Source organism: Streptococcus oralis, assembly GCF_001579025.1.
Taxonomy (GTDB): Bacteria; Bacillota; Bacilli; order Lactobacillales; family Streptococcaceae; genus Streptococcus; species Streptococcus oralis_X.
This window is the reverse complement of the sequence record NZ_KQ970236.1, coordinates 259585-277014: the sequence shown is the minus strand read 5'-3', so window position 1 is coordinate 277014 and position 17430 is coordinate 259585. Positions and strand designations below refer to the sequence as shown.

Below are 17430 nucleotides of genomic sequence, written 5' to 3'. Positions count from 1 at the left end.
CCCCAAACCATCCAAGAGTCTCTTACAAAAAATACCCTAATTTCTTTTTATAACGTATCCTTTCATTTAGTTTGAGCCTTGAAAGGATGCGTTTTTTCTTTAAAAAGTAACTGATTTTCTTTAATTTATATTTATTTTTTTGCTTTTTGCTATTGCAATTCTTTTATTAATTTAGTATATTTGTTATATTAAAAGTTTTCAGTCATTTTAAGGGAGAAATGACCTTTTAAATTTTTTTATCTTAAAATGAAAGCGCTTTATACAAAGGAGGTAAGGTGGCTTACAAATTATCAGAGAGTTTTTCATTAAATCAAGTTGTAACCAAGTCAGACTTGGGCTTGGCAGTAGCTGACTGCCTTTCTAAAAACTAGGAGTATATTATGAATCGATACCTTTTTGAAAAAGGGCAAACATTTAGCATTCGGAAGTTGACTGTAGGTGTGGCATCTGTTATCGTGGGACTGGCATTTTTTGCTTCTGGAATCGTGCGTGCAGACGAAACGTCTCCTGCCACGACATCCAATTTAGATCAGCAAATGAAACAAGTCGCAGATATAGAAGAGACCAAGGCTGAACCAGTCAAAGAAGAAGACCGTGTAGAAGCTGAAAAACAAGAAACACCTGTTGCCGATACTAACAGTGCTGACTTGCTCCCTGAAGACATTCAGGACCGTGCCTATCCAGACACACCTGTCAAAGAACTCGATACGACTACTATCGTTGACCAAAAAGCTAGTCCAACAGTAGAAACTAAGAGCATTCTAAAGGACAAGGAAGAAGCTCCAAAAGAATCTGAGAACGGAAACCGTGCCATCATTAACGGTGGACAAGACCTCAAACACATCAACTACGAGGGACAACCTGCTACTGCTGCTACTATGGTTTACAGCACTTACAATGCAGGGGAGCAACGCTACCTCGTTTCAGGCTCAGGTATCTTCGTAGCACCTAACCTGATCCTTACCGTTGCTCATAACTTCTTAGAGGCCAATAAAGAAACTGGCGAGGGTCACATTCGTGGTGGAAAATCTGCCCAGTTCTACTATAACGTTGGTTCAAACAGCGAAAAGAAAAACTCACTGCCATCTTCTGGAACTACGGTTTTATTCAGAGAAAAAGACATCCATTTCTGGAACAAGAAAGAGTTTGGAAAAGGCTATAAGAATGACCTTGCTCTTGTAGAAGCTCCTATTCCTCTTCCGATTGCTAGTCCAAACAAAGCAGCAACCTTTGCGCCTTTAGCGGAGCACAAGACGCATCAGCCGGGAGAAGCCATCAGTACGATTGGCTACCCAACTGACTCGAGCTCAAAAGAACTGAAACAACCTATCCTAGCTGGTCAGCTTTACAAGGCAGATGGGACCATCCGATCTGTTGAGTCCTATGATGATAAGGGAACGACTGGTATCACCTACAAAACCACTTCTGTATCTGGTTTGTCTGGTGGCGGGATTGTCGATAGCCAAGGAAAAGTTCTGGGGGTTCACCAACACGGAACCGTTGACAATGGTGTGGCTGAAAAGGATCGCTTTGGTGGCGGACTCGTCCTTTCACCTGAACAACTGAAATGGGTTAAGGACATGATTGCCAAGTATGGTGTGAAAGGCTGGTACCAAGGTGATAACGGAAATCGTTACTACTTTACCGATGAAGGACGTATGCTTCGGAACGAGAAAGCTGTTATCGGAAGCAACGAATATTCCTTTAACCAAGATGGGATCGCTACCTTGACCAAGGGAGTTGAATACGGTCGCGTTGTTATCCAACACGAAGACGAAGAAGGAAATCCTGTCAAAGATAATGACACCTTTATCGAACAGACAGCTGTTGATTCGCCATTTGACTATAATTTCAAAAAAGAAATCGAGAAAACGGACTTCTATCAGAAGAATAAAGACAAATACGAAATTGTATCCATTGATGGCGTAGCAGTCAATAAACAGCTAAAAGATACTTGGGCTGAAGATCACAATGTTGTCAGCAAAGCGCCTGCTGGTACACGTGTCATCAAGGTAGTCTATAAAGTCAACAAAGGCTCCTTCAAAGTTTATTACCGTCAAAAAGGAACCACTACTGAACTAGCGGAAGCGACAGTTGATAACAATGACGGCCAAGAGTATGACGTTTCCTTTGTCAACACCTTCCATGCAAAAGACATTGCTGGCTACCGTCCAGTCAAGGCTAGCCTGGAAGCAACTATCCAGCAAAAAGGGGTGAATGAGGTCGTCTTTGAATACGAGCCAGTCGCTGATACAGCTAATCCAACGACACCGACTCCACCAGTGGCTCATCCAGAAGATAAAGAAACCGAAATTGGCAATCATGGACCTCTTCCAAGCAAGGCTCAACTCGATTACCACAAGGAAGAATTGGCAGCTTTCATCCACTACGGAATGAACACCTATACCAATTCTGAATGGGGAAATGGGAAAGAAGACCCCCGATACTTCAATCCAACCAACTTGGATACTGACCAGTGGATTCGCACTCTGAAGGAAACGGGCTTCAAACGAACCATTATGGTTGTTAAACACCACGACGGATTCGTTGCTTACCCTTCTAAGTACACCAACCATACCGTAGCTGCTAGCCCATGGAAAGATGGAAAGGGTGACCTTCTCGAAGAAGTTTCCAAGTCTGCCAGCAAGTACGACATGAATATGGGTGTTTACCTATCACCATGGGATGCCAACCATCCTAAATACCATGTCGCAACCGAAAAAGAATACAACCAATACTATCTCAACCAACTGAAAGAAATCCTTGGTAATCCGAAATACGGTAACAAAGGGAAATTTATCGAGGTTTGGATGGACGGTGCGCGTGGTAGCGGTGCCCAAAAAGTAACCTATACCTTTGATGAATGGTTCAAATACATCAAAGAAGCTGAAGGAGATATTGCTATCTTCTCTGCTCAACCAACAAGCGTTCGCTGGATCGGAAATGAACGAGGTATCGCAGGTGACCCTGTCTGGCATAAAGTCAAAAGGGCCAACATCACAGACGATGTGAAAAACGAATACCTCAACCATGGTGACCCTGATGGTGATATGTACTCTGTAGGGGAAGCTGACGTTTCGATCCGTTCGGGCTGGTTCTATCATGACAACCAACAACCGAAATCACTCAAAGAGTTGATGGATATCTACTTTAAGTCTGTTGGTCGTGGAACCCCACTCCTTCTCAATATTCCACCAAATAAAGAAGGAAAATTCGCAGATGCTGATGTGGCTCGCTTGAAAGAGTTCAAGGCAACCCTAGACCAAATGTATGCCACTGACTTTGCCAAAGGTGCCACTGTAACAGCAAGTTCTACTCGTCAGAACCACCTCTACAAAGAAAGTCACCTGACTGACGGTAAAGATGATACTAGCTGGGCGCTCTCAAATGATGCCACAACCGGTAGCTTTACAGTCGATTTAGGACAAAAGAGACGCTTTGACGTCGTTGAACTCAAGGAAGACATCGCCAAAGGTCAACGTATCTCAGGTTTCAAGATTGAAGTCGAAATCAACGGACGCTGGGTGACATACGGCGAAGGTTCGACCGTTGGTTACCGTCGCTTGGTTCAGGGCAAGCCTGTTGAAGCACAAAAAATCCGTGTAACCATCACTGGTGCTCAAGCAACTCCTATCTTGACCAACTTCTCAGTCTACAAGACACCAAGCAGCATTGAAAAGACAGATGGCTACCCTCTTGGACTTGAATACCACTCAAACACAACGGCAGATACAGCTGGAACAACTTGGTACAATGAATCTGAAGGGGTTCGTGGCACTTCTATGTGGACCAATCAAAAAGATGCCAAAGTCAGCTATACCTTCACAGGAACCAAGGCCTATGTCGTCTCTACAGTCGACCCAGGTCATGGAGAAATGTCCGTCTACGTTGATGGTCAAAAGGTTGCCGATGTCCAAACCAAGAACAGTAGCCGTAAACGCAGCCAAAAAGTCTTTGAGACAGGCGATTTAGCACCTGGCCAACACACTATTACCCTTGTAAATAAAACAGGCGAACCAATTGCTACAGAAGGAATCTACACCCTAAACAATGATAGTAAAGGGATGTTTGAACTCGAGTCTACTAACTACGAAGTCGAAAAAGGAAAACCAGTCACTGTTAAGATTAAACGTGTTGGTGGAAGCAAGGGGGCTGCTACTGTGCGCTTCATCACAGAACCTGGAACTGGAGTTCACGGTAAAGTTTACCAAGATACAACTCAAGATGTGACCTTTAAAGACGGAGAAACAGAAAAGACTGTCACCATCCCAACGATTGACTTTACAGAACAAGCAGACTCTGTCTTTGACTTCAAAGCCAAGCTCACTTCAGTCACTGATGGTGCCCTGCTCGGTTTTGCTACAGATGCAACCATCCAAGTGATGAAAGCTGAATTGCTGATCAAGGACCAAACAAGTTATGATGACCAAGCTAGTCAGTTGGATTACAGTCCTGGCTGGCACCATGAAACCAATTCGGCAGATAAATACCAAAAGACGGAGTCTTGGGCTTCCTTTGGTCGCTTAACTGACGAGCAAAAGAAAAAGACAACTGTCACAGCCTACTTCTACGGTACTGGACTTGATATCAAGGGATATGTTGATCCAAATCATGGTATCTACAAAGTCTTCCTAGATGGCAAAGAAGTTCCTTACCAAGATGGAATGGGAAATGCTTCAACCATTGATGGTAAGAAATACTTTAGCGGCCGTGCAGCTCAACGCCAAGGCAATCAAACTCTGGTTAGCTTAAAAGGTCTGGACGAAAACTTGCACGCAGTCACCCTTCAACTAGATCCTGATCGAAACGATTTGTCTCAAAATATCGGTATTCAAGTGGACCAATTCATCACTCGTGGCGAAGGTAGCGAACTCTACAGCAAGGCAGATATCATCCAGTCTATCTCAAAATGGAAAGATGATCTGTCCAACTTTGACCCAGCGGGCTTGAAGAATACGGCTACTGCACGCCAAGCTTTCCAAGCAAATCTAGAAAAATTGAGAAACCAACTCAGTGCTGATGCAGTGGATGTTCAGGATGTCATGTTGACAGTCAGTGCCCTACAAGATATCCTATCCAAGGACGAGAACTATCAAAGAGGCCAAGAGGAGCCTAGTCCAGAGCAACCGGAACAGCCAGAAGAACCTGAGAAACCTGACCAGCCTGAGCAGCCAGCTGAACCAAAACAACCGGAAATTGAGTACGATAAGGCTATGGACAGCTTGACAAAAGCTATCGAGAAAAAAGTCGCTGAGCTTGGATCCAACAAGGAAGCTAAGAAGAAATTATTAGAAATTGCTGACCAAGCCATTGCTGCAATCCAAGAAGCTAAAACTCAGGAAGCAGTCAATAAAGCGCTAGAAACTGCTCTCGAACAAATCAGCAAGCTCGAAGCAGCTCAGCCTGAGAAACCTGCTGAACCTGAAAAACCAGTTCAGCCTGAAAATCCGACTCAACCTGAGAATCCAGTTCAACCTGAAAAACCTACTCAACCGGAAACTCCGGCTCAGCCTGAGAAACCCGCTCAACCGGAAACTCCAGCGCAACCGGAAAAACCTACTCAACCGGAAACGCCAGCGCAACCGGAAAAACCGGCTCAACCTGAGAATCCTGCTCAACCGGAAAAACCTGCTGAGCCTGAAAATCCGACTCAACCGGAAACTCCAGCGCAACCGGAAAAACCGGCGCAACCTGAGAAACCGGCGCAACCGGAAAAACCTGCTCAACCTGAGAAACCGACTCAACCGGAAACTCCAGCGCAACCTGAGAAACCAATTACTTCTTCAAGTCCTGAGGAAGGGGTTAAAGACCTTGTCTTTACACTTCCAAGCTTGGAAATCATCAATAAGATCGTACCGTTTAAGACAATCCGTCGCGAAAACCCACAATTAGACAAAGGAAAAGAGCAAGTTCTATCAGAAGGAAAAGACGGTCTCTTAGTCGAGTATGTTGAAGTGGACGGTGACAATCGCAAGGTTCTCCAAACAGAAGCAACACCAGCTCAAGATCGAGTGATTGAGGTAGGTAGCAAACAAAGCTCAGTTGGAACAGAGGCGCCACCAGTTGTGACTCTTCCTGAGTATGTTTTCCCAAGAGAGACTGAAAAACCTGCGCCAGTCGTAACAGATAATTCATCATCAAAAGATGAAAAAGCTCCTGTTACAGCTACAGTCAAAGAAGACAAGGAAGGACTACTCCCTGCAACTGGGGAACAAGAAGCAAGTGCCTTCCTCTTCTTGGCAGCCATTACTTCTATCTTGTCTCTCCTCATCTTCCAAAAGAATTTCAAAGACTAATAACCCTCTTTGATTGATTCTTTTCCATTATTTCAGTTCCCCCGTTGAGAAGACCATTTGGTCTTCTCTTTTTCTATCTGTAAAATTAAAAAACATCCACAAATTAAACAGCACCCCAAAAGTCAGACAGAAAAAATCTAACTTTTGGGGTGCTGTTCACTTATTTTAATCCGTTAGTTCCACACAGAAGGCATCCCATGGAGCCAAGGTTTGTTTTTCAACTACTTCTTCAGTAGTAGTGTTTTCAATCAAGATTGACTTAACTCTTCCTTCTACTGCTAAGCCTTGTTCTTCATTGGACAAGTTAGCCACAACTAAGAAACGGCGGTCGCCATCTTTGCGGATATAAGCAAAGACCTTATCTACCGTATCAAGCAATTCAAAGTCAGCACGAATCAGCCAGCTGTTCTCCTTACGAATTTGAACGAGTTTTTGGTAGGTATAAAAAATAGAATCTGGATTTGCCAGTGCTTCTTGAACGTTGATTTCTTCATAGTTTGGATTAACTGCCAACCAAGGTTGACCTGTTGAGAAGCCAGCGCTGTTACTCTCATCCCATTGCATTGGGGTACGGGCATTATCACGACCAATGACACGGATGCTGTCCATGATTTCTTCAATCGGAACGCCTTTTTCAAGAGCCTCACGCGCATAGTTGAGGGATTCAATATCTTCTACTTGGTCCAGTGTTTCAAATGGATAGTTGGTCATCCCAATCTCCTCACCTTGGTAGATATAGGGAGTCCCTCTCATAAGATGAAGCAAGATTGCAAAGGCTTTGGCAGATTTCTCACGGTATTCTTGGTCATTTCCCCAGATAGAGACGATCCGAGGAAGATCGTGGTTATTCCAGAAGAGGGAATTCCAGCCGTCTTCAACTCCTAGCTCTGTCTGCCATTTGTTGAAGATTTCTTTTAACTTCCCTACATTTAACTCTTTTTGGTAGTGCCACTTAGGTTGCCCTTCCTGATACTGAAGACAGATGTGTTCAAACTGGAAGACCATAGACAATTCTTGTCCCTTTGGATCCGAGTAGAGTTTAGCAATCTCTGGAGTTGCTCCCCAGGTCTCTCCTACTGTCAAGAGATCTTTGTCGCCAAAGGTCGCCTGATTCATTTCCTTGAGATAGGGATGGAGCATGGGACCATTATTGACTACCTTCTCATCAGGAATTTTCCCAATCATGTCAATAACATCCATACGGAAACCACCAATACCTTTATCAATCCAAAAGTTCATCATCTCATAAATTTTCTGGCGCAGTTTTTCATTCTCCCAGTTGAGGTCCGGCTGTTTCTTACTGAAAAAGTGGAGATAGTATTGACCCGACTTTTCATCGTATTCCCAAGCAGACCCACTAAAGATAGACTCCAAATCATTGGGCTCATCTCGCCAGATATAGTAGTCTCGCTCAGGGCTATCAGCATTTTCACAAGCCTCGACAAACCATGCGTGTTCATCCGAGGTATGATTGACCACCAAGTCCATGATAATTCGAATATCACGCTTCTTAGCTTCTGCGATGAGTTGGTCCATGTCCTCCATGGTTCCGAAAATAGCTGCAATCGCTTGATAATCAGCAATATCATAGCCATTATCGTCCATAGGGCTGTCATAAACAGGAGAAAGCCAAATCGCTGTGATTCCTAACTTGGCTAGATAGTCTAACTTACTAGTAATTCCTGGTAAATCGCCAATCCCATCTCCGTTGCTGTCCATAAAACTCTTTGGATAGACTTGATAGACTACGGCATTGTGCCACCATTTTTCTTGCATCTTCTTACCTCATTATTTTAATAATCTATAGTCTATGATAGCGCTTTTTAAAAGTTAGTGCAAGCGTTTGCCTAATCTTTTTGATTTCTTTTCGACTCCATAGTTTCCTATCTTCCAATTTTTTATTATAATAGAGGTCAGAGGTAAAAAAATGAAAAAACAAGCTTTTAGTTCTGAACAATATTTGAATCTACAACGCGACCATATCTTGGAGCGCATTAACCAATTTGACGGCAAGCTCTATTTGGAGTTTGGTGGCAAAATGTTAGAAGATTTCCACGCTGCTCGTGTCCTTCCTGGTTATGAACCTGACAATAAAATCAAGCTCTTGCAAGAATTGAAAGAGCAGGTTGAAGTTGTGATCGCCATTAATGCCAGCAACATCGAGCATTCTAAAGCGCGTGGTGACTTGGGCATTTCTTATGACCAAGAAGTTCTTCGCTTGATTGATAAATTCAATGAGCTGGGAATTTTTGTTGGCTCCGTTGTCATTACACAGTACGCTGGTCAACCCGCTGCAGATGCCTTCCGCAACCAGTTAGATAAAAACGGGATTGATTCCTATCTTCATTATCCAATCAAAGGATACCCGACTGATATGGACCACATCATTTCTCCAGAAGGTATGGGCAAAAACGACTACATCAAAACCAGTCGCAACTTGATCGTCGTAACAGCTCCTGGACCTGGTTCTGGAAAATTGGCCACTTGTATGTCCAATATGTACCATGACCAACTCAATGGCATCAAGTCTGGTTACGCTAAGTTTGAAACCTTCCCAGTCTGGAACCTGCCCCTTCATCATCCGGTCAATTTGGCCTACGAGGCTGCAACTGCAGACCTTGACGATGTCAATATGATTGACCCCTTCCATCTTCAAACTTACGGAGAAACCACTGTCAACTACAACCGTGATATCGAAATCTTCCCAGTGCTCAAACGTATGTTGGAACGTATCCTAGGTGAATCTCCATACGCTTCACCAACAGACATGGGTGTCAACATGGTTGGTTTCGCTATTACAGATGATGAAGCTGCTGTCGAAGCTTCTAAACAAGAAATCATCCGTCGCTACTATCAAACTGTTCTTGATTTTAAAGCTGAAAAAGTCGGAGAAACTGCTGTCAAGAAGATTGAACTTCTCATGAACGACCTCGGCATCACACCTGCAGACCGTAAGGTTGCTGTCGCTGCACGCCAAAAAGCAGAAGAAACTGGTGGCCCTGCTCTAGCCCTTGAATTGCCAAATGGAGAAATTGTCACTGGTAAAAACTCTGAACTCTTTGGTCCTACAGCTGCTTCCTTGATCAATGCCATCAAAAAATCAGCTAACATCGCTAAGGAAGTAAAATTAATCGAGCCTGAAGTCGTCAAACCAATTCAAGGTCTTAAAATCAATCATCTAGGTAGCTGCAATCCTCGCCTCCACTCAAATGAAATCCTGATTGCTCTTGCTATCACAGCTATGGAAAATCCTGACGCTGCGCGTGCCATGGAAGAACTTGGGAATCTCAAAGGAAGCGAAGCTCACTCAACCATCATCTTGACCGACGAAGACAAGAACGTCCTTCGCAAACTAGGTATCAACGTGACCTTTGACCCATTCTACCAATACGATCGCTTGTATCGGAAATAAATAAACAAGACTGGACAAAAACTCCATTTGAGAGAAAAATCCAGTAAATCTTTACATAATAAAAAAAATCAAACGCATAATATCAAGTCTTTTGGACACTTGGTATTATGCGTTTTTATGATTTTCCATTCTCATTTATTTCAATGAAATTGTCAACTCGACAGAGGCTCCTCCTTGGTCTAGATTGAGCAGGGTCAGACGACCACCATGCAAGAGAGCTACCTGCTTAGAAAAGGCTAAGCCGATACCATGATGGGGATTAGCTGAATTGCGGCTTTGGTCACTCTGATAAAAGAGCTGTTCCGCTCCCAGCAGCATCTCCTCTGAAAATGCAGGGCCATTGTTCCAGATAGCAAAAACTAACTGGTCCTGCTGCACTGATACCGTTAGCTTGACTTCCTTTTGATTCTGGTCTGCATATTCAAGCGCATTCAGTAAAATATTGAGCAAAGCTCGCTTGAGATAGTCCAAATGAATTGACAAAATCAGACTAAGCTCACAATCTTCTTGGAGGTAGAAACGATGACTTTCCTGTTTGCTGAACAGTGCCCAATCATCCTGTAGATAAGCCAAAAAGTCCCCTAAGGAAAGCTGAATGAACTGATTAGAATCAATCTGAAAAGTCTTAGCGTAATCAATCAAAGAGCCACAATACTCTTCCATCTTGTGACTAGCCTGCAAAATCTCAGCAGCATAGTCTGCCTGTGGCTGGCCCAACTGCGCCAATTCCAAGAGCTCAGCGTTCCCTTTAATCACAGTTAGGGGCGTCTTCAAATCGTGCGATGTCGCTGACAGCTGTAAAATCAACTCCTGATTATGCTGCTGCTCTCTTTCTAGAAGACGAGCATTTTCTTGGTGGCTGCTCCGTAAATCGCTATAGACTTCTAGCATTTCCTCAATCCGAAAAAGCTGACTTTGATTTTCTTCTAAAAGCTTCTCGCTCTTTAGCATTTTTATTTCCCTGTCGATTTTTCGGAGCAATTTCAAAATATGATAAAAAGTAATCAGCAGCAAGCTCCCTGCCCAGAAGAACAAGGTGAAAAGAACGTAATCACTTCCTTGCGTAAATTCATAGCCTATAAGCACAAAAATCAAAACATGGAAAAAGACGATTTTTAAACTGGTTGTCCAAACTAGGCTTTTGAAATTTCGGGTTCTAATTGCCATCTATAGCCTACTCCTCTCACTGTTGCGATTGCTTGCAGCCCTTCTTGTTTGCATTTTTGGCGAATCTGATATACGTATTCTGAGATGGAGCGAAGCTGTGTTTCTGAGCTTTCTGGGTAAAGCAAGGTATGCAGGCGTTCAGCTGAAAAGGTCTGCTTGGGATTGCTAGCTAGTAAATGCAGCAACTTAAACTCTCGCTCTGAAAATTTCAAGACTTTACCAAAATAGGCAACTTCATAGCGCTCTGGATAAAATTGACAAGAAGCAATTTCAGAATATCGCTCCTCCCGTCTTTCCTCCCGCCGAAGATGAGCTCTGACACGCGCCAGCAATTCTTTGGTCCCAAAAGGCTTGACAATATAGTCATCTGCTCCGCGAAAGAGCCCTTCCACCTTGTCCGCCTCTAACTCCTTAGCTGTCAGAAAGATAATTGGACACGAAAGATGAGGACGAATGTAGGAACACAGCTCAAAACCATTAACAGGCTCCATCATCACATCTAGCAGAATCAAATCATATCCTACAAAATCCGTCAGCTCGAGCTCTTCTATCCGATCAAGCGTCGTCACGTCATAAGCATCTAGCTCTAGGACGTTTTTCACCAGCTTTAAAATGCTCCGGTCGTCATCAACCACCAAAATACGATACTGTCTCATGATTTCCATTATAGCATACCTCTAGCGAACATCTCGTTTCAAGGTCAAGAATATAGCAGAGCTCCAAATCAAAGCTAGCCAGAACAGCTGTATTCCCAACCCTGATAGATCTATTGAATGCTGAAGCCCTTCATACTCAAAAAGATTTAGCGTAGCCAGATCGGGCAGGTACTTTGCTTCTTTGATAAAAGTTGTCAATAAACGGCTAAGACCAATCAAGAGAGGAAATAGCACCGACACCGGCACAACCCAAGATTGAAAGAGCAAAGCGAGACCAGCAGCTAAAAGAGCCAGAAAAAGATTGCTGAGAAGACCAAAAGAGCTGTAATAGAGGAATTTCCCCAGTAAGGGCCAGCTAAAGTCTAGGTCAAATCGAGCCAGCATAACAAAGAAACAGCTGCCTATCATGACACTGTAGAGAACCAAGAGCAGAACGGCCAGAAAAAGGAATTTCCCAGCCAACCAAGCCTTTCTATTTGATACGGTTAGAAAATTCGTTCGCATCCCAGACTTGACAAACTCCTGGGCAAAATAGAGGGAAGTAAAGATGACGATGACAGGCTGCGCCAGATAGAGAGCATGCAAAGCTTCACTCAGAGCCTTTGTCTGGCCAACTGCTGTCTGACTGTAGTCAAGATTCATCAGAAAAAAAGGAACGACTACCAGAGCCACCAAGGCGACACCAAGAACGAGATAGTAAGAACGAAACTTAATCCATTCACTTTTAAGCAGAGCTTTTATCATCAGTAGCGTCCTCCTAAATCCGTCTTCAAAAAGCGCAGAGAGGCCATGACGCCGATGACTAGCAACCATACGCTTAGTATCAAGAGTCCTTGCAAGGGATTGTTGGCATATTGGGAAGTCGGCGTTGCAACAAATAACTCTCCTGCGGGCTGTGGCAGATAAGCACCCCAACTCGTATGAGCTGCCAGGTAGTTTCCCAGATTATAGAGCTGGGGCACAAGAAAGAGTAAGGGAAGCAACATCGTCCGCCCAAGCAATCCCAATAAAAAGGACAAGAGACCTAGCAATGCAGTAGCTAGTGCCTTCCATAAAAGATGACTCCAGGCAGCTTGATTAAGTAAAATTGGATGTAGCCCTTCTTTTCCTAAAGCCAAGTGCATGACAATATAGCTCAAATAAATGGATAACAAGCTAATGATGAGTGAAAACAAACCAAAGGTCAATATTTTCCCCATAAGTAGCTTCAAGCGGTTATTACAAGCCAATAGACTGGTTCGCAAGCTATGAGACTGAAATTCCGTTGCTCCCAAAATTCCAGATAAGATGACTAAAACCATACCACCCATAGAAGCGCCATTAAGACCTAGATATTCAAGCGGATCAATAGCTTCTGCCAGACCGGGAACCGTCTCAGGGGTCGCATCTAAACCGATAGACAGATACTGACGTCCCTCTAGCCATGACACAACAGGTACCAATAACAGCATAAAGACCACACTTACCCTGAAAGCCTTGGTTGATTGGATTTTCAACCACTCTGAATGCAATAAAGACATCGTTTCTTTCATCTTAAACCTCCTCTGTCAAATCAAAGAAGAGATCTTCTAGACTGTCTGAATCTTGCAGCACCTCTTCCAATCGTCCTTGCTCAATAATTCGCCCATGATGAATCAAGACCACATCATCTGTCACCATTTGCACCTCTGATAGGATATGGGAAGATAGAAGTACCGTTTTCCCTAAATCAGCCTGCTGACGGATGAACTTTCTAAACCACTTAATCCCACTTGGATCCAGCCCATTAGTCGGCTCATCTAATATAAGAAACTGAGGATCACCCAGCAAAGCTGCTGCCAAACCCAAGCGTTGACCTTCCCCCAGAGACAGGCTTGACAAGAGGTCCTTCCTCTTATGAGCGATTCCAGTCATCTCCAAAACCTCATCGATCCGAGACTTGGAAATAGCATTACTCGCCGCAATAATCCTCAAGTGGTCATAGACCTTTCGATTTGGCAGACCGCCAATGCCGTCAAAGGCTGCACCTACCGTTCTGAGCGGGTAGGTCATTGACTGATAGGTTTGCCCATCAAAAGTCGCAGTCCCAGACGTCGCCCGATCTAATCCCAAGAGAATCCTCAAGGTCGAGCTTTTCCCTGCACCATTCGGGCCTAGAAAAGCTGTAATCCGACCGCTTCTAGCTGTAAAAGAAATATCTTCCAAAATCTGCTTGCTGCCATGCTTTTTGCAGACTCCTTCTATTTTCACTATATGTTCCATACTGAACTCCTTTGTCTTTATTTTCTCCAGTATACCCAATCTAGTTCAGAATTAGTTCAGAGATTAAACAGAAATTTCAGAAAAAGTTGGTCCACTTTTCAAAAGTCACCTTAGTTCCACTAGAAAAACTAAACTTTTCTTTCACAAGGTATTCTTCTCTCCATTCTTTTTTATAATTCTGAGGTTTATGTATAGAGACTTTATTATCATTCTAGTACCAAAAAGTCATTTATCAAACTCCATCAACAGCACCCTTTATGATATAATGAAAGAAGAAAACTGAAAGGAACTACCATGTCAAAAGAAGTTATTGTTGAAAGTTTTGAACTTGACCACACCATTGTTAAAGCACCCTATGTTCGCTTGATTGGGGAAGAAACAGGGCCAAAAGGAGACATCATCTCCAACTTTGATATTCGCTTGGTACAGCCAAATGAGGACTCTATCCCTACTGCTGGGCTTCACACTATCGAGCACCTCTTAGCCAAACTCATCCGTACTCGAATCGACGGCATGATTGACTGTTCGCCATTTGGTTGCCGTACAGGCTTCCACATGATTATGTGGGGACGCCATACTAGCGCTGAAATCGCTGCTGTCATCAAGGATTCGCTCAAGGAAATCGCTGAAACTACTACTTGGGAAGATGTCCCAGGAACAACTATCGAATCTTGCGGAAACTACAAGGACCACAGCCTCTTTTCTGCTAAAGAATGGGCGAAACTCATCTTGGAACAAGGAATCTCAGATGACGCCTTTGAGCGCCATATCATCTAAACACAAAAAGGAACCAGCTTTTAGCTAGTTCCTTCTTTTTTTATTCTCAAAATCTTGAGTTAGGCTTTTTCACGAATGACCAAAACACCATCTTCCATATCTGCTTCCAAATGTTTGGCATCTAGATGATCCAAGTGGAAGTCCGTCACCTTATCACGGATTTGTTGTTCCACCACGCGACGGAGAGGACGAACACCCATAACTTCGTCATAGCCTTCTTCTGTGATAAAGTCCTTAGCTGCTTGGATGACTTCCAAATCAATGTCTTTCTTAGCCAAGGTTTGGTTAACTTCAGCCAACATCAAGTCCACAATCTTAGAAAGATCTTCCTTATTCAAGTGTGAGAACTCGATAACTGCGTTAAAGCGGTTAAGGAACTCTGGACGGAAGTATGGTTTCAAACGATCCATCAATTCTGGTTTATCCGCATCTTCTGTCAAGTTGGCTTCATAGCCAAATCCAGCATTTGATGTCGCGATAATGACAGTGTTCTTGAAGTTCACTGTATTTCCTTGACCATCAGTCAAACGACCGTCATCCAAGACCTGAAGGAGAAGGGTGATTACTTGAGGATCAGCCTTTTCAATTTCGTCCAAGAGAATGATAGAGTATGGATTGCGACGAACACGTTCTGTCAAGGTATTGCTATTATCATCATACCCCACATAACCTGCTGTTGTACCGATCAACTTAGATACGGCTGTGCGGTCACTGTATTCAGACATATCCAAACGGATAATCGCATCCTTCGTTCCAAACATATCGAGCGCCAATTGCTTAGCAAGCTCCGTCTTACCAACTCCAGTAGGCCCTACAAAGAGGAAGCTACCGATTGGGCGATTGCCTTCATCAAAACCAGCACGGTTACGACGGATAGCACGAGCCACTGCTTCTACTGCCTTATCTTGACCAATAACCTTGTGTTCCAAACGATGAGCCATATCCTTGAGACGCTCGATGTCTGACGCTCCCATTTGAGATACTGGAATACCTGTCATTCGTTCCACAGATTCGGCCACATCATTGACAGTGGCAGTCACTTTCATATCTTCTGTGTGGTTTTCGACTTTTTTCTCCAATTCTGCAATGCGAGTCTTGGCATTAAGAGCTGCTTCAAAGTCCTCTGCCTCAACTGCTTTTTCTTGCTTGTCTTTTTCTGCCTCAATTTCACGTTCAACAGCATGAACATCTGTTACAGGATGTTGAGCTGCCAAGTGAGCCGCCGTTACATCGACAAGGTCGATAGCCTTATCAGGCAAGCTACGTTGAGGAATGTATTGAATCGAATAATCCACTGCTGCTTTCAAAACCTCGTCCGGCAAGATGACATTGTGGTGTTGTTGATAAAGATCACGAATTCCTTGAAGGATTTTAAAAGTATCCTCTGCTGAAGGAGCATTGACCTTGACTTCGTTGAAACGACGAGCAAGAGCCGCATTCTTTAAGATAGTGTTACGATATTCGTCTTGAGTCGTTGCCCCGATAACGGTCAACTCACCTCGAGAGAGAGCTGGTTTGAGAATATCTGCAAGACCTTTAGAACCACTTTCACCTCCGATTGAGCCAGCGCCAAGGATTTGGTGAATTTCATCAAAGAAGAGGATAATATTGCCTGCTTCTTTTACTTCATTGACTAGATTTTGAACGTTTTCTTCAAAGCTACCACGGTATTGAGTACCAGCCTCCAGACCTGAGATATCAATAGAAATAATTTCCTTGTTCTTAATAGCAGCTGGAACATCTCCATTCACAATGGCTTGCGCTAGACCTTCGACAACGGCTGTCTTACCAACACCCGCATCTCCGACCAGAACAGGATTATTTTTCGTACGACGTGAGAGGATTTCAGATGTTTCTTGAATTTCCTTGTTTCGTCCGATAACAGGATCCAACTTACCCTCACGAGCTTCCGCTGTCAAGTTACGACCTAGTTTAGCAAGGACACCGTCTTGTTTCATACCTGAAACGTGTTGTTGCATTTGTCCATCAACTTCTGCATTTCCTGGCAATTGACCAGTTGCACGATAATGAGCAAATTCCTCAGGTGTCACTTCACGTCCATTAATCAAGTAGCGACGGTTTTCAGAACTGTATCCTCGCATACCACCCATCAATTGGTTAAATAAATCATCCATGTTGTTAAAGTTATTAAAGTTGTTGTTCATATTCTTTACCTCGTTTATTCTTAATTATATGCGATCTCTGATATTGACTATCTTTGACCTTTGTTTTAAAAATTTTAGACTAGCTAACTAGCTACCCTACGTATAATTTCTGGTTTTTCTTTCTTAAATAAGCCTTTTATCATCTTCTTTTCAAAATCTGTTAGATTTAACATAGGCCTCACCCCTTTCTAGGGTATCTATCATACATTTTCAAGAAATAGGATCATTGAAAATGAAGTTTTCTAAGGAATTCATTTTCCTTATGCTCCTACTATATCACATTGGTCAGTAAAAGTCAATAGTTTTTTAACCAAATTTGACTATTTTTTAAAAATTTTTTGAAGTACAAAAAAAGCCCCTAGAAAACGAATTTTCTAGAGACTTTCTCTATCAAGTTTAAGAGAGAAGTAGAATTCTCACTTACCAAGTTTTATGTTTCTTCTACGAAAGCTTAAGCTTTACGTTTTACGAAGAATACCAATCCACTCAATGCCAATACTACAAATCCAATTGCTGAGAAGATAGATGTTGCTTCACCTGTGTTTGGAAGTTCAGCTTTACCTTTATTCTCAGTAGCTGGAGGTGCTGGTGTTGGATCTGGTGTTGGTGCTGGATCTGGCGTTGGCGCTGGATCTGGTGTTGGCGCTGGATCCGGTGTTGGTGCTGGATCTGGCGTTGGTGCTGGATCTGGCGTTGGCGCTGGATCTGGCGTTGGC

At 43.3% G+C, this 17430-nt stretch carries 11 protein-coding genes; 3 read left to right on the top strand and 8 right to left on the bottom strand.

Annotated features, from left to right (window positions below; genetic code table 11):
• Positions 1 to 380 precede the first annotated feature (380 nt).
• Positions 381 to 6296 (top strand): alpha-L-fucosidase, encoded by a 5916-nt coding sequence (locus SORDD27_RS07560; RefSeq protein WP_061428366.1) that lies wholly within the window; start codon positions 381 to 383, stop codon positions 6294 to 6296.
• A 165-nt stretch (positions 6297 to 6461) separates the two neighbouring features.
• Here the strand turns inward: SORDD27_RS07560 and SORDD27_RS07555 are convergent, their stop codons facing one another.
• Positions 6462 to 8072: a glycoside hydrolase family 13 protein gene (locus SORDD27_RS07555; RefSeq protein WP_061428365.1), complete on the bottom strand. Its 1611-nt coding sequence runs from the start codon at positions 8070 to 8072 to the stop codon at positions 6462 to 6464.
• Positions 8073 to 8223: 151 nt separating this feature from the next.
• Between SORDD27_RS07555 and SORDD27_RS07550 the strand changes: the two genes are divergently transcribed.
• Positions 8224 to 9708, top strand: coding sequence for a DUF1846 domain-containing protein (locus tag SORDD27_RS07550; RefSeq protein WP_061428363.1), 1485 nt, complete (start codon positions 8224 to 8226; stop codon positions 9706 to 9708).
• A 135-nt stretch (positions 9709 to 9843) separates the two neighbouring features.
• Here SORDD27_RS07550 and SORDD27_RS07545 read toward each other — a convergent pair whose 3' ends face one another.
• The 5 genes from SORDD27_RS07545 to SORDD27_RS07525 are packed head-to-tail and all read right to left on the bottom strand — an operon-like array spanning position 9844 to position 13772.
• Complete coding sequence (locus SORDD27_RS07545) at positions 9844 to 10875, bottom strand: sensor histidine kinase (RefSeq protein WP_061428361.1); 1032 nt, start codon at positions 10873 to 10875, stop codon at positions 9844 to 9846.
• Positions 10842 to 11540: a response regulator transcription factor gene (locus SORDD27_RS07540; protein ID WP_000404920.1), complete on the bottom strand. Its 699-nt coding sequence runs from the start codon at positions 11538 to 11540 to the stop codon at positions 10842 to 10844. Before SORDD27_RS07540 ends, SORDD27_RS07545 begins: the two co-directional genes overlap by 34 nt.
• A 12-nt stretch (positions 11541 to 11552) precedes the next feature.
• Positions 11553 to 12275, bottom strand: coding sequence for a hypothetical protein (locus tag SORDD27_RS07535; protein ID WP_000588279.1), 723 nt, complete (start codon positions 12273 to 12275; stop codon positions 11553 to 11555).
• Positions 12275 to 13063, bottom strand: a complete 789-nt coding sequence (locus SORDD27_RS07530; protein WP_000665373.1) for a lantibiotic ABC transporter permease — start codon at positions 13061 to 13063, stop codon at positions 12275 to 12277. Before SORDD27_RS07530 ends, SORDD27_RS07535 begins: the two co-directional genes overlap by 1 nt.
• Position 13064: 1 nt before the next feature.
• A complete protein-coding gene (locus tag SORDD27_RS07525) occupies positions 13065 to 13772 on the bottom strand; it encodes an ABC transporter ATP-binding protein (protein ID WP_002907438.1) in 708 nt (235 codons plus the stop codon).
• A gap of 294 nt (positions 13773 to 14066) precedes the next feature.
• Between SORDD27_RS07525 and SORDD27_RS07520 the strand changes: the two genes are divergently transcribed.
• Positions 14067 to 14549, top strand: coding sequence for an S-ribosylhomocysteine lyase (locus SORDD27_RS07520; protein WP_061428359.1), 483 nt, complete (start codon positions 14067 to 14069; stop codon positions 14547 to 14549).
• Positions 14550 to 14608: 59 nt separating this feature from the next.
• On the opposite strand, the gene SORDD27_RS07515 is transcribed toward SORDD27_RS07520, so the two are convergent.
• Together SORDD27_RS07515 and SORDD27_RS07510 are read right to left on the bottom strand one after the other, a co-directional pair.
• A complete protein-coding gene (locus SORDD27_RS07515; RefSeq protein ID WP_061428357.1) occupies positions 14609 to 16714 on the bottom strand; it encodes an ATP-dependent Clp protease ATP-binding subunit in 2106 nt (701 codons plus the stop codon).
• 451 nt (positions 16715 to 17165) lie between these two features.
• Positions 17166 to 17430 (bottom strand): LPXTG cell wall anchor domain-containing protein (locus SORDD27_RS07510; protein WP_155718899.1); only part of this gene is annotated, 265 nt, incomplete at its 5' end.